At 59.6% G+C, this 19,645-nt stretch carries 13 protein-coding genes and 1 rRNA gene; all 14 read right to left on the reverse strand.

Annotation, left to right across the window (positions count from 1 at the left end; genetic code table 11):
• Positions 1-16: 16 nt before the first annotated feature.
• The 14 genes from bcsD to rrf all read right to left on the reverse strand — a co-directional run bounded on the left by bcsD (position 17) and on the right by rrf (position 19,612).
• Positions 17-484 carry a cellulose biosynthesis protein BcsD gene (bcsD, locus tag QZ766_RS02620; RefSeq protein ID WP_297196941.1) on the reverse strand — a complete coding sequence of 156 codons (468 nt, stop codon included), beginning with the start codon at positions 482-484 and terminating at the stop codon, positions 17-19.
• Between the two features lies 1 nt (position 485).
• Positions 486-4,523 (reverse strand): cellulose biosynthesis protein BcsC, encoded by a 4,038-nt coding sequence (locus QZ766_RS02625; protein ID WP_297196943.1) that lies wholly within the window; start codon positions 4,521-4,523, stop codon positions 486-488.
• The gene (gene bcsB / locus QZ766_RS02630; protein WP_297196944.1) at positions 4,523-7,129 is read right to left on the reverse strand and encodes a cellulose biosynthesis cyclic di-GMP-binding regulatory protein BcsB; all 2,607 of its coding nucleotides are present in this window, start codon (positions 7,127-7,129) and stop codon (positions 4,523-4,525) included. Before bcsB ends, QZ766_RS02625 begins: the two co-directional genes overlap by 1 nt.
• Entirely contained in the window at positions 7,126-9,252 is a 2,127-nt protein-coding gene (bcsA, locus tag QZ766_RS02635) for a UDP-forming cellulose synthase catalytic subunit (RefSeq protein WP_297196946.1), read from the reverse strand. Before bcsA ends, bcsB begins: the two co-directional genes overlap by 4 nt.
• A gap of 17 nt (positions 9,253-9,269) precedes the next feature.
• A complete protein-coding gene (gene bcsQ / locus QZ766_RS02640) occupies positions 9,270-10,073 on the reverse strand; it encodes a cellulose biosynthesis protein BcsQ (RefSeq protein WP_297196948.1) in 804 nt (267 codons plus the stop codon).
• Positions 10,064-10,591: a cellulose biosynthesis protein BcsO gene (bcsO, locus tag QZ766_RS02645; RefSeq protein ID WP_297196950.1), complete on the reverse strand. Its 528-nt coding sequence runs from the start codon at positions 10,589-10,591 to the stop codon at positions 10,064-10,066. The genes bcsQ and bcsO overlap by 10 nt, the downstream gene beginning before the upstream one ends.
• 459 nt (positions 10,592-11,050) lie before the next feature.
• Entirely contained in the window at positions 11,051-12,067 is a 1,017-nt protein-coding gene (dppF, locus tag QZ766_RS02650; RefSeq protein WP_297196952.1) for a dipeptide ABC transporter ATP-binding subunit DppF, read from the reverse strand.
• A complete protein-coding gene (gene dppD / locus QZ766_RS02655) occupies positions 12,064-13,047 on the reverse strand; it encodes a dipeptide ABC transporter ATP-binding protein (RefSeq protein ID WP_297196954.1) in 984 nt (327 codons plus the stop codon). The genes dppF and dppD overlap by 4 nt, the downstream gene beginning before the upstream one ends.
• Positions 13,048-13,057: 10 nt before the next feature.
• Positions 13,058-13,957 carry a dipeptide ABC transporter permease DppC gene (gene dppC, locus QZ766_RS02660; protein ID WP_297196955.1) on the reverse strand — a complete coding sequence of 300 codons (900 nt, stop codon included), beginning with the start codon at positions 13,955-13,957 and terminating at the stop codon, positions 13,058-13,060.
• Positions 13,958-13,966: 9 nt separating this feature from the next.
• A complete protein-coding gene (gene dppB / locus QZ766_RS02665) occupies positions 13,967-14,986 on the reverse strand; it encodes a dipeptide ABC transporter permease DppB (RefSeq protein WP_297196957.1) in 1,020 nt (339 codons plus the stop codon).
• 160 nt (positions 14,987-15,146) lie between these two features.
• Entirely contained in the window at positions 15,147-16,754 is a 1,608-nt protein-coding gene (dppA, locus tag QZ766_RS02670) for a dipeptide ABC transporter periplasmic-binding protein DppA (RefSeq protein WP_297196960.1), read from the reverse strand.
• A gap of 619 nt (positions 16,755-17,373) precedes the next feature.
• Complete coding sequence (gene birA, locus QZ766_RS02675; protein ID WP_297196962.1) at positions 17,374-18,336, reverse strand: bifunctional biotin--[acetyl-CoA-carboxylase] ligase/biotin operon repressor BirA; 963 nt, start codon at positions 18,334-18,336, stop codon at positions 17,374-17,376.
• A complete protein-coding gene (gene murB / locus QZ766_RS02680; protein WP_297196963.1) occupies positions 18,333-19,361 on the reverse strand; it encodes a UDP-N-acetylmuramate dehydrogenase in 1,029 nt (342 codons plus the stop codon). Before murB ends, birA begins: the two co-directional genes overlap by 4 nt.
• A gap of 135 nt (positions 19,362-19,496) precedes the next feature.
• Positions 19,497-19,612 (reverse strand): 5S ribosomal RNA (rrf, locus tag QZ766_RS02685).
• Between the last annotated feature and the right edge of the window lie 33 nt (positions 19,613-19,645).

Consider the following 19,645-nt stretch of genomic DNA (forward strand, 5'->3'; position numbering starts at 1 on the left):
GCGAACTCACTGTGGATTAGTTGTATCGAAATAGCACGTCGGCGGTGGAGAACAGGCGTTCTCGCGTCACCGCCAGCCGAACGTCGCCGCCCTGGGTCAGCAGCCAGCGTGAGTACATGCCTTCAAGTATTGCACAAAAGGCATTGCACCAGCGCATCTGGCGCTCGGGATCGCGGCTGACCGGGATGGCCTGGTGGCGCAGCTCAATGCCTGACTCAGTGGGGCTAAAGGTCACTACGCCCCACTTAAACAGGGTTAAAAAATGGTTGATGTTGGCTTCAAGTTCACCAACGGTTTCCGACGCCGGCAGCGGCCACTCCTGCGCCAGCGACTCGCCCATCTGGCGCAAAAAGGGCGCGCTCTCGGCTTCGCCCGCGTTGCGCACCATGCCATCAACCATCACGGTTAACAGATCAAACCAACCGGCAGCGCTCTGCTGCTGCTGAAACCAGGCCATCGCGGTTGAGGTGGCGCGATCCGTCATATTATTTATCTCCCAACATGTAGCGGAAATAGAGTCCCGCCGTGCTTTCATTGTAATCGCCAAAGGTGTCATAGCCGACCTGGCCGCCAATGGTCACTTGTTTATTCACTTTATAATCGGCACCGGCGCGAACGGTGTAGCCGATACCGCTTTCGCTGCTGCTGTCGTAGTAGGCCTCTTTGGCAAAGCCGCCCGCCACCGCGCTTTCCAACGAGTTCTGCCAGTCCGGACGGGTCGGGAAGTACGGGCTCTTATCCTGAGTGTAGGACTGATAGCCCACCGAACCGCCGAGGCGCATGGTCCAGTTGTTGTACTTCTCGGTCAGATCCACCGGCAGCGAGACGCTGACGTAGTTCTGCGGGCTGAAGTAGCCGCCCTGGCCGTAGGTGAAGTAGCTCAGGTTTTTCGAGAAGTCCATATAGCTCATGTTGAGCCCGGCCTGCAGCGTGCGGTAGTCATCGTGCCACGGGCGCATATACAGCCCGGCACTGGCGTTGACGCTGTTGTTGCTCTTCACGTTTTTACCGTTGTAGCTGTAGCCGCCCGCGCCAAAGTAGAAACCGGCATCGCCGTCATCGTAGCTGAGCTGCGCCATCCCGCCGTTCTTGGTGACCTGGCCCCAGCGCTTGCCGGAGTAGTCATCCTTGATGCCGACATAGGAGAGCAGGCTGTCGGTCAGCGAGCGGCGCTCGCCGGTGAGGATCAGCGTCAGGTAGTTGGTCAGCTTCGGCGACCATTTTACCCCGCCCACCAGCGTGCTGAGATCTTCGCCGAGCGGCGTACTGCCGATATCGGCTTTATAGCTGTCGCCGCTCAGGGCCATATTCACTTCAACGCCGTTGCCTTTCTGTGAACCGGTGGAGACATCGCCGGGTTCATCCACGTTCGGCTTATTGTTCGACGCCGCGAGGAACGCACCTACCCGACCGCTGTCATAGCGCCCCAGCTTGGCCAGGTTCTCCATCCCCACATCGGTCAGCGGGTTCAGATCGGCGCCGTTAACCGGCCCCATTTTCGACAGCGCTTCCGCCCCCGGATTAGCAGCAAAGTACTGCTTGCGCTGATCGTCGGTCATGGCGGCAATCGCTTTCTGCTCGTTATTGACCGTGGAGGCAATATTTGAGGCGGCGTTGGCCAGCGGGTTACTGCCGCTGCGGCGCCAGGCGTCGCCCTTGGCGCTGCCCGCATTGAGGGTGATTGGCGTCACCGTGAAGTCGAGACGCGATTCACCGAACGGCGATGATGACCAGGTCAGCGGCGCTTTCAGCTCTCTGAGCTTGCTGTTGCCGGACTCGCCGTCGCGGCTGCGCGCCATGGTACCCGCCTGCAGCCAGGTACCGGTCTTCTCTTCCATCTGCTCGATCATGGTGTCCACCTGGCGCAGCGTGCGGCTCTGCACCGTTTCAACCGGCAGATCCGTGCGCTGAATGCCCGGCAACACGTTACCATCAGCAGAAACCTGCGACACCTGCCACGGCATAGTTGCCCCGTACTGGGAAACAGTGCGGCGCGGCGGCGGCGTGCGGGAGGTGCTCATGAACGGGTTATCGGCCATCAGCAGACCACCGATGCTCGGTGTACCGGCACCGTTGCTGGAAGAGAGGCCCACCAGCCTGCCGCGGGCGTTGCGCAGGTAGGTCATCGCCTGCTGGTGGTTGCCCTGCGCCTCTTCGACGCGGGCCAGCAGCAGCAGCCGATCCGGCGTGTTGTCGTTACGCAGTCCTTTCGCCAGCGCCTCGGCCTTGTCGTTGTCGCCCGCGGAGAGCGCGACGTCGATAGCGCCGGAGCGCGCGGCCTGATCCTGCGTATCGCGGGTCATCAGGTAGTCGTAGACCACGCCCGCCTCTTTGTTCATTTTGCCGCTCTGGTACAGGCGCGCCATGGCAAACATCAGGTCGGTATTCTGCGGATCGTTTTGCAGCGCGGCCATCAGCTTGTCGTAGGCGGTGGCGTAGTTGCCCTGCTCGCGCAGGCTGTCCGCCTCCTGAATAACATAGCCGTTGCGGATCCCTGCCAGTTGGGTCGGCGTACTGTCCGCCTGCAGCGTCGGGTTAGAGACCAGCATCTGCGCTTCGCTGGTCAGCCCGGCCTGATTGAGGACAGTTATCTGATCGGCATAGTCGCCAACGTTGCCCTTGACGCCGCGGCTGATATTGCCGTGCACCAGCGAGACGGCGGTGTTGATATCGCCGCTGTCCGCCAGCAGGCGCGCCAGCTTGCCCACGTCGGCCGGATCTTCCGGCGGCGTGCCGGAAAGGGCTTTCAGGGTGTTCGCCGCGGCAATGCTGTTGCCCTGAGCAAGATAGCTTTCAGCGGTGGCCATTTGCAGGTTGAAGTTAACCCGCTGGCGCAGGGCGCGCATCTGCGCGGTCTGGCTGCCGGCGGGGATACGCGCCAGTAACGTCTGCGCCTGCTGCCAGCCTTTGTTTTCACTGGCGAACAGCGCGGCGGCGTACAGGGAGCTGCTGCCGGCGCCGGGGCGCCAGGCCTGCGCCATCAGCGCGGAGGCTTCGTTAGTGGCACCGGATTTTTGCAGCAGCCGCGCCAGGTCAAGGCGCATCCAGACATCATCCGGATAGCGCATCACGCCCTGGCGAAGGGTGCCAATAGCCTGAGTAGTATTGCCGCTGCTTACCTGCTGCTGGGCCAGACGACGAATGCTGTCGCCGGGCGCGCCCGTGGCGCCGGGGCGCGGCTGGAGGCGGTTTTGCAGGCCCTGCGGCAGCGTCTGCAGCATCTCCTGCGCTTCGGCGGTTTTATTCTGCGAGCGCAGCACGTAGTAGAGGTTTTCCCGCGCCGCGCCGTTGTCAGGCTCTTCTTCTAACAGGGCGCGCAGCGTCTGCTCCGCCTGCGGATAGTCTTTGCTCTGGCGCAGCACGTCGGCGCGGAACAGCTTGGCCGCCGCACCGCGCTTGCCGCTCTGGGCCGCCAGCGACTCGGAAAGCGCCAGCGCCTGCTGGGTATTACCCTGCTTAAACGCCGCCTGAGCCTGGGCCAGCTGGCCGTAGAACTGCGCATCGGCCGCCTGCTCGCCGCGCTCGGCGGAGGCGCTTCCACCCTGGCTGGCGGCGCGCTGGAGATAGTCCGCCGCGGCCTGATAGTCGCCGCTGCGCTGGGCGGCGTAGCCCAGGCCCGCCAGCGCGTCAGCATCGTTCGGATTAGCCTGCAGCACCTGCTCAAACTGGCGCTTCGCGGCGGCGGTGTTGCCGCTGTTCAGATCGCTGTAGCCCTGCCCTTTGGCCTGACCGCCGACGTGCTCGCGGTAGTAGGCCAGCACGGCGTTATCCTGCGGATGGCGCTGCATCCACAGGTTGTAATACTGCTGGTCGCCCTCTTTAGGCCCCAGCCACAGCAGCGCCTGGCGCAGCCCGGCATCGGCGTCTTTGCTGCCGCTGGCCATCTGCTCAAGCATGTCGATCCCTTCCCGGCGCGTCTCTTCGCGCCAGGTCAGCATTTTGCCCAGCGCCACCCGGGAGGCGGTGTCCTGCGGATTTCTGGCAATAAATCCCTGAATATCGCTCACGGCCTGTGGATAGAGAGATTTGTCGCTGGCCATCGTCATGTAGTATTCGGCGGCAAGCCCGGCGGGCGGGACGTTACCGTTGAACATGCCGCGCCAGGTCTCCAGCGCGGCCGGCACGTTGCCGCGTCGCGCCTGCTGGCGCGCGAGGGTTAACTGCCCCTGCGGCACCTGAGACAGCTTGCGGGCGTTCTCCAGCTCCTGCAGGCCGCTACTGTTCGGCGCCGCCTTAGTGAGCTGCTCGCGCCACTTCGCCGCTTCCTGCATATTGCCGTTCTGCTGCGCCCAGAGGGAGAGCAGGTACAGCGCCTGGGCGTTGTTCGGCTCGACCATCAGCACCTTCTGCAGCGACTGGGCGGCAAGCTCGTCGTGAGACTTGCCGTGCCAGTAGTTGGCCTGGTCAAACAGCGCTTTCAGCGCCGCGTCGTTAGGACCGGCCAGCGCGACGTCCGTGGTTCCCAGCGCCAGCCCCAAAGAGAGGCACAGCGTCGATAATCTGCGGGTATGGTTATTTTTCATTATTTGTCTTCCCCCGGATTTAAACGCTTACGGGCATGCTGTTTAAACATAGCGGTCAGTGCGATACCAATCGCGCTGGTCATCAGCAGCGCCAGTATGGCGAGGAATCCGGAGTGCTGGTTGGCATACCAGATGATCATTTGATACCAGGGCATTTGTCCGCTCGGGAACTGCGGGGCGACCTGGAAGCTGCGCATATTATCGTTAGTGATAATCGCGGTATCGCCGCGAATGCTGGCGTTGATGCGCGCCGAGCTTAAGTCGCCATTCAGGCGCCCGAGCTGGTCGTCATCGCTGCCGAGCGCCACCACCACGACCCGCTCGTTATTCCACGGCGAGCGGTAGCTGATAAAGCCGCGCCAGGCGTTGTTGGACGAGAGATAACGGTCGGCGTCGAGGCTGTCCACGTTCCAGTCCCCCAGCAGCCAGCGCTGCGCCTTCTGCCACAGGCTCTGCGAACGTACGCCAAGCGTGTTGTCATTAACGTAGTACGGCGAATCCGCCAGCAGGCTTTGGTTAAACAGGCGCTGCTCGAGGCCGCTCACCGCCAGCACATCGCGGTGGCGCAGCAGATCCAGGCTGGCGCCGCCGGACGGAATGCCCATCGCCACGCGGTTATTGCCGAGCACGGTGCCGGTGGCGGTGCCGGAGCGCGCGGCCATATTCAGCAGCGTCGCCACTTCGGTGTCTGACGGCTGGTCAGGCAGCAGCAGCAGCGTCTGCGAGTAGTCTGCCAGGCGGCTGAACGGGAACGAGGCGCCGACAAAATACGCCAGGTTTGGCAGCATCGAGAAGTGGCGGGTGTGGCTCAGGTCTATCCATGAGTCATCCGCAATTCGGCTCTTGATGTTGTTGTTCAGCAGCACGGCGCACGGCGCGTTGTCTTTCGGCACTACGTTGAAATAGAGCTGCAGCTGGTTGTCGCCGTAAATCAGGTACGGCTCCAGCGGCAGCATCATTTTCTCCTGCCGCGCATCGCCGCCGAGATGGTGCCACAGCGACTCCAGCAGGCCCTGCTTGTTCATCGGCAGATTGCGCAGGAAGGTGTTGTTTAGCGTGACGCTGAGCTGGGTTTTCTGCTCGTTGATCCAGCTCTCTGACGGGAAGCGGTAGCTTATCTGCAGCGGGATGCTCTCGCCGTCCCACAGATAGAGATCCGGCGCGGCGCGAAACGCCACCCGCAGCGGATCGTGCCAGACGCCGCTCACGGTCATGCTCTGATCTTTACGCAGCAGCTCGCTGATTTTTATCGGACGATCGGTGCTTATCCAGCGCGGCGCGTCGTACGGCTTGCTGAGCGGAATGCTCTGGGCGGCCACCTCCGCGCTGCCGGTCTGCGGCGTGAAGCCGCCCCGGGTCAGGCGCCAGGCGGCGGCGCGCAGCGCGCTGTCGTCGCGACCGACAATCAGCAGCAGCTTGTAGACCGGATTGTTCGGGTTATCGACGATTTTCAGCAGCGGCTTCGCGGTTTGCGGCAGCGTCAGCTCCCCCACCTGCTCGCCGGGATGGCCGATGACGATCCCGTGTTTTTCCGGCAGTTTATCGCGCAGGGCATCAAAGGAGATGCCGCGATAGTCGGTCTGGATACCGAACCACGAGGAGACCAGCGCTGCGGCGCTGACTTCGTCGTTGCTCATTTTCGCCGGGAAGCTCATGGCGATGCTGGCCGGCGTCATCTGCATGCTGTCGAAGAACGGCCGCGGGAAGTGGCTGAGATCGTCGCCAACGTCGAGCTGCTGCCCTTCCCACGAGAAGCGGGATTCGGGAAGAATGGTGACGCCATAGCGGTTGTTCAGATCGCGGATGCACTGCTGCGCCTCGCCGTCGCTAATGCGAAAGCTCAGGTTGTTGCTCGACACCATCAGCTGGCCGGGGACATCGAGCTGGTAGTGGGAGACGTCCTCGCCTTCCGCACCGAGCGGCAGGCTGCCGAGGGACTGGCCGTTAAGCATCAGCTCAAGGGTGGCATTGCGGGCAGCCATCTCCGGCGTGACTTTAACGTCCAGCCGCAGCTGGGCGCTGGTGACCACCTGATCGCCGGGCAGCGTGAAGTTCGCGCCGCCCAGCAGCTGGCCGCCGCTGAGGGAGACGCCTTTTGGCATCCCCATCTGGGCGAAGGTCAGGCTACTGACCACGGTCGGTGCCATGCCCGCCAGCGCGTCCGCGCCGTCGGGCTGAGTGGCGTCAGCAGCGGCGTTTACAGTATCCGAAGCGGGTGCGGCTGAAGCATCAGCCGGGGCAGAGACTGTCGGGTTGGCCGCCGCGTCGGGCACCGCTGGCGTTGACGATGCAGTCGGCGCAGACGCGGCAGGAGTTTGCGCAGCAGGAGAAGCCGCTGCGGGCGCCGAGGCTGCCGGCTCAGCGGGCGTGCCCGCCTGCGCGCCAGGCGCTGTCGCGGCAGACGTGCCTGCTGTGGATGAATTGCCAGCCGGCGCAGCTGAAGCTCCTGCCGGTGCCGCGGAGGTGGCGGGCGCGTCGCCCGCGTTATCCGGCACCAGCGACGGGAAGCTCAGGGTGCGCTGCTCCTGGGGCTGTGCCTCTTCGCTGTGCAGAGGCGGGGTCAGTAAACTGCCCACCACCAGCGTTAACATGGTCACGCGCTTCATAGATTGCCGTCCTCTTCACCTGCTGTCGCGGCAGCAACGGCGGCCGCGCGCCGCAGGCGCCGGTTCTCTTTGCGTGACTTCCAGCTTAGCCAAAACAGTTCAAATACAGATTTCAGGATGATACCGAAGGAGCGCAGGGGGTTATCCTGCGGGCGGGTCGGCTGGATCCACGCGTCGGCGCGGGCCAGCACTACGCGCACCAGCTCCCGGCGGCGGCCAAGAGGAATATCCTCGGCAAACATCAGGCGAATGTAGCGGTCGTCAAAGGAGATCATTTTGGCCGGAATCGAGATAGAACCGGAGGCCAGCATCAGCTCAACTTCTTCCACTTCATCGGTTTTGTGGCGATCGTCCGGGGCCAGAATGCGGCAGCCGCCCATCGACAGGTCAACGCTCGAGCTGCGGGAAACCACGCCGCTGGCGTAGTGAATAAGTACCGGTACATCGACGTCAATACGGATGGTTTTACGCACCTGGCGGGTTTCCCGGGCAACGGCAATCGCCGCCAGCAGGAAGATAAGGCTGTACAGCCCCCAGCCGACGTTGAGCGCAATAACCCACGGATCGACATCGAAGTATTGATAGCCCACGGCGCGGGTAATACCGGCAATAATCGCTATCGCCAGCAGAACGGCGACGATGATGTGCGGGCGCACCACGCGGAAATCGAAGAAGCCGACGTCCAGCAGCGCGCCTTTGTCGGTCACGTTAAACTTGCCGCGCTTGGGGAAAATCATGGTGATCATGGTCGGCAGCACCAGGTGGAACGCCAGCACGATATCGTAGATTTCACCCCAGAAGCTGTAGCGGTAGCGGCCGTTCATTCTCGACCCCACGTAAATTGCGAGGAACAGGTGCGGCAGGGAATAGGCCAGAATCTGACTCGCCGAGGCGTGGATAATGTTGAGGTTAAACAGCAGGTAGGCCAGCGGCGCGGTGACAAACACCACGCGCGGCAGGGCAAACTGATAGTAGAGCATCGCGCTGAGGTAGCAGCAGCGCTGCTGGAAAGTAAGCCCGCGGCCAAACATCGGATTATCAACGCGGAATATCTGCGTCATGCCGCGCGCCCAGCGGTTACGCTGGATAACGTGAACCACCAGCCGCTCGGTGGCAAGACCTGCCGCCAGCGGGATCGCCAGAAACGCCGATTTCCAGCCCAGGCGCTGCATTTTCAGCGCGGTGTGGGCATCTTCGGTTACTGTCTCAACCGCGAAGCCGCCGATCTCATCCAGCGCGGCGCGGCGAATCACGGCGCACGAGCCGCAGAAGAAGGTGGAGTTCCAGTTATCGTTGCCTTTCTGAATCGGGCCGTAGAACAGCATCCCTTCGTTGGGAATATCACGTCCCGCCGACAGGTTGCGCTCGAACGGGTCCGGCGAATAGAAGTAGTGCGGCGTCTGCACCAGCGCCAGCATCGGATCTTCGAGGAAGCCGCCGACGGTGGACTGAAGGAACATGCGGGTGGCGACGTGATCGCAGTCAAAGACGCAGATAAGCTCGCCTTTGGTGATGGTCATCGCGTGGTTGAGGTTGCCCGCCTTCGCATGGTTGTGCTCAGCGCGGGTGATGTAGCCTACGCCGACATCCGCGGCGAACACCGCAAATTCGCTGCGCGAGCCGTCATCGAGAATGTAGATTTTCATCTTGTCGCTGGGATAGTCGATGCACTGCGCGGCCAGCACCGTGTCGCGCACCACGTCCAGCGGCTCGTTATAGGTCGGAATATAAACATCTACCGTCGGCCATTTGGACATGTCGTCCGGCATCGGCACGATGCCGCGGTTGAGCGGCCAGACGGTCTGCAAATAGTTCAGCAGCAGCATGACCCAGATATAAACTTCGGCGACAAAAAGGCCCAGCCCGAGAATAGTTTCAATTTCGGAATTGAAATGCAGGGTTTGGGTCAGTCGGAAATACATATAGCGGGTGGACATCAGCAGCGATGTCACCACCATAATAACGGAAATGCTGCGTTTTTTACTGAAACCCAGTAACAGCAAAATAACAATACTGAGCGCGCCAAAGATAAATTGTTTTTGGCTATCCATCGGCGTCGTGATGATCAGCAAGGCGACCGGCGACAGTGCCAGTAGCAGCATCCAGAAAAGTAACTTTTTCATATGTGGCCCTGAATAGATTAAAGCCCGGACATGCGCGGCATGGCGTGAACCGTACCGTCTCCTACCTGAATGCCCAGTTTTGCCGCAATTTTTTTAGCGATAATTTCGATATCAAATGCCGCCGCGGAATTGGGGTTAAAATCGAAAATCGATTTTTGCGAGGCGTTCGCTTCAATCACGCTTTCATCCCGGTGGACGACGCCCAGCAGACGATCGCCTAATCGCTCTTCCATAAAGGCGGCAATATCGCGGCTCACCTGCCGGCGGTTGTCGGTCTGGTTGATCACAAAATATTCGCCCTGGCGCTGGTTGAGGGGCGCGCCGGTCAGACGATGGTTTTCCACATGCGGCAGCACCGCCATTGAGGCAGAGTCCGCCAGCAGGGTGACCACGTGCAGATCCGCCAGCGGCGAGAGGGCCTTCAGCGCCGGCGACGGGCCAGGAGGAAAGTCGGCAATGATAATCAGGCCGGGATAGTTCAGCAGCGCGTTCAGGCCGCGGCTGACGAAATGCTCGTCGTGGGCCAGCTTGTCTTCAAACTCCAGCCGCTGGGATTCGCTCACTTCACCGTAAGGCAGGACAAAAATATTACTCGTGGCGCTCAGTACGCTCTGACTCCAGTCCGAAGACTCGGAGGAGGCAGCGACGTAGCCGCGCTCGTCGGCAAGCGGTACGCCAAACTGCAGCCTGAGCGCGTTTTGCACGTCAAAATCCAGCGCCAGCACTTTGCTGCCGGTACGGGCCAGGGCATAGGTTAAATTGGCCGTAAGAGTCGTTTTACCAACGCCTCCTTTGGGAGAGCAGACGCAAATTAACGGCATGAAGCAATCCTTTCCAGAAGAGATTTCAGTGGCAGATCTTTTGCCTGTTTCTCCGCAATGTCCGCAGCGGAGTCTTTTTGAGCAGCAAAGAGCTGCGAATAATTTAGCGGTCCTGCGGCTGCGGCCGGGCGCGGGGCCTGAGCCGGTACAACGCTGGGAGCGGCTGGCGCAGCCGGCTGGGCTGCAGCGGGCGCGGGCTGTTCGGCAACGGTGGGCTGGCTGGCTGGCACCTGGGGTGCAGTAACGCGGCTTTCGGGGATCGCCGGGCGTACCGGTGCCGGCGGCGGCCCGCTATAAGCGAATGTGTCGCTGGAAACCGGCTGGGGGATTGCCTGGCCAACGGAGCCGCCTGAACCGAGAGCTTTCTTCTCATCGCCATCGGCGGAGGGAGAGAGCTGGTTCACAATAGCCCAGTCTCCGCGCTCGGCGGCGGAGGACTGGCCTGAAAGGTCCTTAAAGGTCAAACTTTGCGTATGCGTCTTATCCTTGAATCGCTGCAAATCATCATAACGGTTCATTCTAACCCCATGATTTGGAAAAGATTAAAAGTAATCACAGATTGTTTTTTATTGTTACATCTCTTCCCTACAGCATAGTGTATTTTTCCCGATTGAGTATAAAACCTCAGCGGTACTGTCGCTTGTCTGCGGGGCTGGATAACCAGAGTTGATAAGTAATGCTGTAGGAAAAATCGCGGGCTTTGTTAAGACGTGTCTGAGTGTAAATAATTTTTGGTATGTAATGCCAGGAGAATCTGTAGTTTAGCGCCAATAACATCAATTTTTGTAGGTGCGCGCGGGAACTATGTTTGGCTGAATAAATCCGTAGAGTGATTAATGCAATATTATATATTTAGCCGTTTCCAGTGACGGTAACATAACAATTAATACTAATTAACGAAGCAGATAAGAATAATGGCAGGGTGTTACGCCAATAAGCCGGAGCAATATGCTCCGGCTTTTTTAATGATTTAATGACTATGCGGTAGGCTTTTCAACGTTTTCATCTTGCTCCACGGCAAAACAGGCCACCAGCTGGCCGCCGTAAGATTTCAGCTGCGGCTGAAGCTGAGTGCACGGCCCAAATCGGCGGCGGCAGCGGGCGCTAAACGCACAGCCCGGCGGCGGGTTCAGCGGGCTGGGCAGCTCGCCGGTAAGCTTAATGCGCTCGCGGCGGTCGTCCGGATTCAGACGCGGCGTAGCCGAAAGCAGCGCCTGGGTATAAGGATGACGCGGGTTGCTGAAAATCTCCTCTTTGGTGCCCTTCTCCACGCAGCGTCCGAGATACATCACCATTACTTCATCGGCAATGTGCTCCACCACCGACAAATCGTGGGAGATAAACACGTAAGAGAGCCCCATCTCCTGCTGGAGATCCATCATCAGGTTTAGCACCTGCGCCCGCACCGACACGTCCAGCGCGGATACCGGCTCGTCGGCAATCACCACATCGGGGTCAAGCATCAGCCCGCGGGCAATGGCGATACGCTGGCGCTGGCCGCCGGAGAACATGTGCGGATAGCGGTCGTAGTGCTCGGTTTTGAGCCCCACTTTCGCCATCATCGCCAGCGCTTTTTCCCGGCGCTGCGCTTTGCTGAGTTCGGTATTGATCAGCAGCGGCTCTTCGAGGATCTGCCCGACCTTCTTGCGCGGATTAAGCGATCCGTAGGGATTCTGGAACACGATCTGGATCTTCTGGCGGCGCAGCTTCTGGGCCTGGGGATCGTGCTTGAGCAGATCCTGTCCCTGATAATACAGCTCGCCGCCGGTCGGGGTTTCGATCATGGTCAGCAGGCGGCCCAGCGTGGACTTGCCGCAGCCGGACTCGCCGACCACCGCCAGGGTTTTACCGCGCTCCAGCGTGAACGACACGCCGTCCAGCGCTTTTACCAGCCGCTCGGGAGCGAAAATGCCCTTCTTGACCGGGTAGTGTTTTTTCAGATCGATAGCCTTCAGCAGCAGCGGCTGCTGCCCAATAGCCTCTTTCGTACTCATAGTGTGGGCCTCCCGGCATCATCGAGGGGATAGTGGCATTTGGACTGGCGTCCGCCGCTGAGGGTATTCAGCTCCGGCTCCTGGGCGCGGCACTTGTCGTTAGCGTAGGGGCAGCGCGGATTGAGCAGGCAGCCGGTGGGGCGATCGTACTTGCCCGGCACCACGCCCGGCAGCGAGGCGAGCCGAGCCTTGTCCTGGGCGAACTCCGGCAGGGCGCGCAGCAGCGCCTGCGTGTAGGGATGGCGGGGCGCGCGGAAGATCTCCTGCGCCGCGCCGGTCTCAACCACCTGACCGGCGTACATCACGATGATTTTGTGCGCGGCTTCGGCTACCAGCGCCAGATCGTGCGTAATCAGCACCAGCGCCATGTTCTCCTGCTGCTGCAGCTCCAGCAGCAGCTCGATGATTTGCGCCTGAATGGTCACGTCCAGCGCGGTGGTCGGTTCATCGGCAATCAGCAGCTTCGGCCGGCAGGCGATCGCCATCGCAATCATCACCCGCTGGCTCATACCGCCGGAAAGCTGGTGAGGGTAGACGTCGAGACGCGAGGCCGGATCGGGAATGCCGACCTGATCGAGCAGATCGATAGCCCGCTGGCGGCGGGTCTTCCGGTTACCGCCCTGATGCACTTTAATGGCTTCCATAATCTGGAAACCCACGGTGTAGCAGGGATTGAGGCTGGTCATCGGATCCTGGAAGATCATCGCCACCTCGGCACCTACCAGCTGGCGGCGCTCTCTTTCGGAGATGCGCTGCAGATCGCGGCCGTTGAACTCAAGCTTTTCCGCCATCACCCGGCCGGGATAATCAATCAGCCCCATGATCGCCAGCGAGCTGACGGATTTTCCGGAGCCGGATTCGCCGACGATGCCGACCACTTCACCCTGATTGACGCTGTAGCTGATGCGGTCGACGGCGCGAAACGGTGTGCCTTCGTCACCGAAGTGCACGGAGAGTTTATCTAAATTTAATAACGCCATTGCATGCCTCTTACTGCTTCAGCTTGGGATCGAGCGCGTCGCGAAGACCGTCGCCCATCAGGTTAAATGCCAGCACCGTCAGCAGGATAGTGAGACCCGGGAAGGTCACCACCCACCAGGCGCTTTGCGCAAACTGCAGCACGTCGGAGAGCATCGTGCCCCACTCCGGCGTTGGCGGCTGCGCGCCCATGCCCAGAAAGCCAAGAGCAGCCATATCAAGAATGGCGTTTGAGAAGCCGAGCGACGCCTGGACTATCAGCGGCGCGAGGCAGTTGGGGAAAATGTTGATGAACATCTGGCGCATCGCGCCCGCGCCCGCAACCCGGGAGGCGGTGACGTAGTCGCGGTTGACCTCCACCAGCACCGCCGCGCGGGTCAGGCGCACGTAGTGCGGCAGCGCCACGAAGGTGAGCGCCAGCGCGGCGTTGCTGATTGACGGGCCGAAGACTGCCACCAGTACCAGCGCCAGCAGCAGGCTCGGCAGGGCCAGCATGATATCGACAACACGCATGATGATATTGTCCACCAGGCCGCCGAAGTAGCCCGCTACCAGGCCGAGCACGATGCCCAGCGCCAGCGACAGCACCACCACCAGACAGCCCACCAGCAGCGACAGGCGGGCGCCGTACATCAGGCGCGACAGTACGTCGCGGCCCACATCGTCAGTGCCGAGCAGGTGCGTTAAGGTCCCGCCGTCCTGCCAGACCGGCGGCGCCAGCAGCGCGTCGCGAAACTGCTCTGCCGGGTTGTGCGGCGCGATAAAGTTGGCAAAGATGGCGATAAGCATCACCACCACGACATAGACCAGCCCAACAACCGCGCCTTTGTTGCGCTTAAAGTAGTGCCAGAACTCCTGCAGCGGGGTCATCGGCACCGGCGCTGCAATTTTATTTTCAGTGACTTGTGACATGACGGCCCCTTACTTCTTGTGTCGGATACGCGGGTTCACCACGCCGTACAGCAGATCGACCAGCAGGTTGACGAGGATGATCATCGTCGCCACCAGCAGCACGCCGCCCTGCACCACCGGATAATCGCGGCGCTGCAGCGCGTCAATCAGCCAGCGCCCGAGGCCCGGCCAGGAGAAGATGGTCTCCGTCAAAATCGCCCCCGCCAGCAGGGTTCCCACCTGCAGGCCAATAACCGTCACCACCGGCAGCATGGCGTTGCGCAGCGCGTGAACAATGATCACCCGCATCCGGGTCAGGCCTTTCGCGCGCGCGGTGCGGATATAGTCCTCGCCCAGCACTTCCAGCATCGCCGAGCGAGTCATGCGCACGATCACCGCCAGCGGGATAGTGCCCAGCACCACCGCCGGCAGCACCATGTGCGCCAGCGCGTCGGTGAAGTCGCCGGGTTCACCCCAGATGGCGGTATCAATCAGCATAAAACCGGTCAGCGGCAGGGTATCGTCAAGGAACACCGAATCGCTGATGCGCCCGGACACCGGGGCAAGGTTGAGCTGCACCGAGACCAGCATGATCAGCATCATGCCCCACCAGAAGATGGGCATGGAGTAGCCGGTCAGCGCGAGGCCCACCGCGGTGTGATCGAAGATTGAGCCGCGTTTTACCGCCGCCAGCACGCCGACCGGAATACCGACCGCAACGGCAAAGATCATGGCGCAGACGCCAAGCTCCAGCGTCGCCTGGAAGCGCGGGACGAACTCTTCCCACACCGGCAGGCGGCTTTTTAATGAAATGCCCAGGTCGCCGTGCAGGACGCCCCAGATATAGTGCAGATATTGCTGCCACATGGGCTTATCGAGGCCCAGCTCCGCCAGGAGCTGCGCGTGGCGCTCGGGTGAGATACCGCGCTCGCCGGCCATAATCATAACCGGGTCACCGGGGATCATATGAACGAAGGCAAAGGTAAGCAGGGTAATACCGATAAACGTCGGGATAACCAGCCCCAGACGTCGGAAGATGAACTGCAACATAACCCGGATTCTCTATAGTGACGACTGGCCTGGCGCCAGCGTCTTTAATTGCTCAAATGCTTTTCCGCTCCCGTAAAGAAAGGCCAGGGTGAAGCGGCGTACTGCCTTTCACCCTGGCCTGCTCCCGAACGGGAGAGGGAATAAAGCGCCGTGCCTGTTGTTATTCGAAAGAGACGGTATCGAAGTGGTGCTTGCCTAACGGATCCACCACGTAGCCTTTGACCTCTTTACGTACCGGCTCGTACACCGTGGAGTGCGCGATGATTAGCGCCGGCGCCTGGTCGTGCATCACGACCTGGGCCTGTTTGTAGAGTTCGATACGCTTGTTGTGGTCATCGGTAGCGCGGGCCGGCTGAATCAGATCTTCAAACGGCTTGTAGCACCAGCGTGAGTAGTTGGAGCCGTCTTTTGCCGCGTCGCAGCTGAACAGGGTGGCGAAGAAGTTATCCGGATCCCCGTTGTCGCCGGTCCAGCCCATCATCACCGTCTGGTGTTCGCCCGCTTTCGCACGCTTGAGATATTCACCCCATTCGTAGGTGACGATGTTGGCTTTAACGCCCACTTTCGCCCAGTCGGCCTGGATCATTTCCGCCATGCGGCGCGCGTTCGGGTTATACGGACGCTGAACCGGCATCGCCCACAGATCGACAGTGAAGCCTTTATCCATGCCCGCTTCTTTCAGCAGCTGTTTGGCTTTTTCCGGATCGTAGGAGTAGTCCTTGATGTCGTCGTTGTAGCCCCACATGGTTGGCGGGATCAGGTTTTTCGCGGCAACACCGGCGCCCTGATAGACCGCTTTGATGATGGCTTCTTTGTTGACCGCGTAGGTCAGCGCCTGGCGAACTTTGACGTTATCCAGCGGCTTTTTCTCGGTGTTGAAGGAGAGATAGCCCACGTTGAGCCCCGCCTGCTGCATCAGGGTAATGCTCTTATCCTGCTTCATGCGTTCGATGTCGGCCGGATTCGGATACGGCATAATCTGACATTCGTTTTTCTGCAGCTTGGCATAGCGCACGGAGGCATCTGGCGTGATGGAGAAGACCAGGCGATCGATTTTCGGCTTGGTACCGTAGTAGCCCGGGAAGGCTTTATAGAGAATGCGGGAGTCTTTCTGATACTGCAGCAGCTGGAACGGACCGGTACCGATCGGGTTGAGATCCACTTTATCCGGCGTGCCGGCTTTCAGCATGTTGTCGGCATACTCTTTGGAAAGGATAGAGGCAAAGTCCATCGCCAGATCCGCGAGGAACGGCGATTCCGGGCGGGTCAGTACGAACTGAACGGTGCTGTCGTCGACTTTTTTCACTTCGCTGATCAGGTCAGGCAGGCCCATACCTTCAAAGTATTCGTAGCTGCCGCCGGAAATTTTGTGGTAGGGGTTTTTGTCGTTTTTCTGACGATCGAAGCTGAATACCACGTCATCGGCGTTCAGGTCGCGGGTCGGTTTGAAATCTTTATTGTCCTGCCACTTCACGCCTTTGCGCAGGTGGAAAGTGTAGGTTTTGCCGTCGTCGCTGATTTCCCACTTCTCAGCCAGGCCCGGAATGATTTCGGTAGTTCCTGTTTTGAACTCAACCAGTCGGCTATAAATCGGCACCGAGCTGGCGTCATAGGTGGTACCAGAGGTAAAGAGCTGTGGGTTAAAGCCTTCCGGCGAGCCTTCAGAACAGTACACCAGGGTTTTCGCCTGAACGCTGGCTGCAACGGTCAGGGCCACCAGGCTTAGACCAAGCTTCAGCATCCCTGACTTTTTCAAGGAAATACTCATTATTCTGCTCCAAATGTGATGTTGTTGTTGTATTAGCCGCCGGACCTTTATTTATGTTTTGACCGGTCTCGGCAGTTGTGCCCGCAGGCACCGGGAGGCGTGGAGATTCCTTTCAGGAGAACAGCAGAGTTGCAGCGCAGATTCTCCCTGAAATGCCCCTCGTGCCCTACAATCTGTCAACAGAATGTGAATACGTCAATACAGACAACCGGGATTTACAACCGCGTTGAGAATCGGCAGGCAAAGATTAAAAAAACCTCAGGCGCTCCTTATCAGCAGAGAAATTTATGCTAGCGGCTCAATGCCAGCACAATCTACTTGATACGTTGAAATAACCAGTGATTAACAAATTTATACGAAGATAAAAAATTATTGCGAAATGATGATTATATAAACGATTCATGGTGTGAATATGAATGTCGACAGGGGAAAATGCTGGGCTTAGCCATAAGTAACGCCAAATAAATACCAATGTAATATAAAAAAATACAATGGAATCTGTCACAAAATAGCGCGTTCAGGGAAGGAAAGAGAACTGAAGGAGATTTTGGAAAGTTTCATCAAAAATGATGAAAAACAGGCCTGGATGCGCATGTGGATCCAGGCCGGTAGCGCGGTGTTACTCGGCGCTGCGCAGAGAGATTTCGCCGCCAACCCACGGTTTTGTTTCACCGTTTTGCTCAAGCAGCAGCGCGCCCTGTGAGCCAATACCGCGGGAAATACCGTAGATCTCTTTATCACCGATGATCAATTTGACCGGGCGGTTAATAAAGTTGTCCAGCTTTTCCCAGCGTGACAGGTAAGGCGCGAGGCCTTCCTGCTCGAAAAGACGCAGCGCGGCGCGCAGCTCATTAATTAACCGTACCGCCAGAGTGTTGCGGTCAATGGCAATACCCGCTTCCTGCAGGTTGATCCAGCCCTGATTGACGATATCCGACTCGACCCGACGCATGGCCAGGTTAATGCCCGCGCCAATCACGATCTGCGCGGTATCGCCGGTTTTTCCAGTCAATTCCACCAGGATACCCGCAAGTTTACGATCGTTAAGATAGAGATCGTTAGGCCACTTCACCCGAACATCTTGCGCGCCGAGGCTCTGCAATACCTCGGCCATCACAATTCCGATCACCAGGCTCAGGCCGATTGCGGCGGCCGGGCCCTGCTCAAGGCGCCAGTACATGGAGAGATAGAGGTTGGCACCAAAAGGGGAAAACCATTTTCTGCCGCGGCGTCCGCGGCCGGCCTGCTGATATTCGGCAATGCAGGCGTCACCGGATCGGAGGGTGGCGATGCGGTCCATCAGATACTGGTTGGTAGAATCGATAACCGGCAAAACGGTGACGGAGTCGTCGCTGATTTGCCCGCGGATAAATTCGCTGTCCAGCAGCTGGATGGGCTCCGGTAGGCTGTAGCCTTTTCCGGGCACGGTGAAAACATCGATGCCCCAGTCCCGCAGAGTGTGGATATGTTTGTTGATGGCCGCGCGGCTCATGCCGAGCATTTCGCCCAGCTGTTCGCCAGAGTGAAACTCGCCGTCGGAGAGAATCGAAATGAGCGTCAGCGGTACCGTGTTGTCCTTCACGAAATGGCCTCCACGGCGTTAACTTCACCGGTTTTACCCATAAAGCGTACTTCGGGCTCCAGCCAGACGTCGAATTTCTCGCCCACCTGCTGGCGAATGTAGCGTGCCAGGCCGACGACATCGCCACTGGTGGCGTGATTTTCATTAATCAGCACCAGCGCCTGATGGCGATGCACGGCGGCACCGCCCATGGCGGTACCCTTAAGCTGGCACTGGTCGATAAGCCAGCCGGCGGCGAGCTTCACTTCCCCGCCGGGCTGGGGATAATGCGGCGCGTTCGGGAACTGTGCCAGCAGGGCATCCGCCCTGGCGGCGCTGATAACGGGATTTTTGAAAAAACTGCCTGCGTTACCGTTCACTTTAGGATCCGGCAGCTTGCTCTTGCGCATCTGGCAGACGGCATCAAATACCTGACGCGGCGTGACTGTAGCGGGATCGAGCCGGGTGAGATCGCCGTAGCTCAGTACCGGCTGCCACTTTTTGGCCAGCCGGAAGCCAACGGCCACGATGGCGTAGCGATCCTGATATTCATGCTTGAAGATGCTGTCCCGGTAGCCAAAGCGGCACTCGTCGGCCATCAGCCGTTTAGTTGTGCCCGTGGCAAGCTCGATGCAGTCCACATAGTCGCAGACCTGTTTTAGCTCAACGCCATAGGCGCCGATATTCTGAATGGGGGACGAACCTGCGCAGCCGGGGATCAGTGCCAGATTTTCCAGTCCCGCGATCCCCTTTTCCAGAGCCAGGCTGACCAGCTGGTGCCAGTTCTCTCCGGCGCCCACGTGCAGAAGCCACGCATCCGGTGTCTCATTTATCTCTATGCCCTTGATGCGGTTAATGATAACCGCACCTGCATAGTCTTCCAGAAACAGGATGTTACTCCCTTCCCCGAGAATGATTGCCGGCAGGCCGTCGGCGATAGCGTGCTGCCAGGCATCAAGGAGCTGCTCTGCGGCATCAATACGAATAATGCGCTCTGCGCGGCGGTCAATACCGAAGGTATTCCAGGGCTTTAAGGAGAGATTCATAGTGGCTTCCGGATGTAAAAACCCGGCTAGTTTACCGTATTCGCGGCATTTAGGCTTGTGGATAACTCGGTGGACAGGTTGTTCGTAAACGCAAAAAGGCTCAGTCTTTCGACTGAGCCTTCTGCTTTATTTGATGCCTGGCAGTTCCCTACTCTCGCATGGGGAGACCCCACACTACCATCGGCGCTACGGCGTTTCACTTCTGAGTTCGGCATGGGGTCAGGTGGGACCGCCGCGCTAGTGCCGCCAGGCAAATTCTGCTGCCAACCCGCTCTCGCCGGCCA

The sequence above is a fragment of the uncultured Pluralibacter sp. genome, from assembly GCF_913775985.1.
Classification (GTDB): domain Bacteria; phylum Pseudomonadota; class Gammaproteobacteria; order Enterobacterales; family Enterobacteriaceae; genus Pluralibacter.

Bases quoted from the DNA above. Each gene is read 5' to 3' on its own strand.
- bcsA (WP_297196946.1), bottom strand. From the start codon at position 9,252: ATGAAAAAGTTACTTTTCTGGATGCTGCTACTGGCACTGTCGCCGGTC.
- dppC (WP_297196955.1), bottom strand. From the start codon at position 13,957: ATGTCACAAGTCACTGAAAATAAAATTGCAGCGCCGGTGCCGATGACC.
- dppF (WP_297196952.1), bottom strand. From the start codon at position 12,067: ATGAGTACGAAAGAGGCTATTGGGCAGCAGCCGCTGCTGCTGAAGGCT.
- dppA (WP_297196960.1), bottom strand. From the start codon at position 16,754: ATGAGTATTTCCTTGAAAAAGTCAGGGATGCTGAAGCTTGGTCTAAGC.
- bcsO (WP_297196950.1), bottom strand. From the start codon at position 10,591: ATGAACCGTTATGATGATTTGCAGCGATTCAAGGATAAGACGCATACG.
- murB (WP_297196963.1), bottom strand. From the start codon at position 19,361: ATGAATCTCTCCTTAAAGCCCTGGAATACCTTCGGTATTGACCGCCGC.
- bcsQ (WP_297196948.1), bottom strand. From the start codon at position 10,073: ATGCCGTTAATTTGCGTCTGCTCTCCCAAAGGAGGCGTTGGTAAAACG.
- QZ766_RS02625 (WP_297196943.1), bottom strand. From the start codon at position 4,523: ATGAAAAATAACCATACCCGCAGATTATCGACGCTGTGCCTCTCTTTG.
- dppB (WP_297196957.1), bottom strand. From the start codon at position 14,986: ATGTTGCAGTTCATCTTCCGACGTCTGGGGCTGGTTATCCCGACGTTT.
- bcsD (WP_297196941.1), bottom strand. From the start codon at position 484: ATGACGGATCGCGCCACCTCAACCGCGATGGCCTGGTTTCAGCAGCAG.
- dppD (WP_297196954.1), bottom strand. From the start codon at position 13,047: ATGGCGTTATTAAATTTAGATAAACTCTCCGTGCACTTCGGTGACGAA.
- bcsB (WP_297196944.1), bottom strand. From the start codon at position 7,129: ATGAAGCGCGTGACCATGTTAACGCTGGTGGTGGGCAGTTTACTGACC.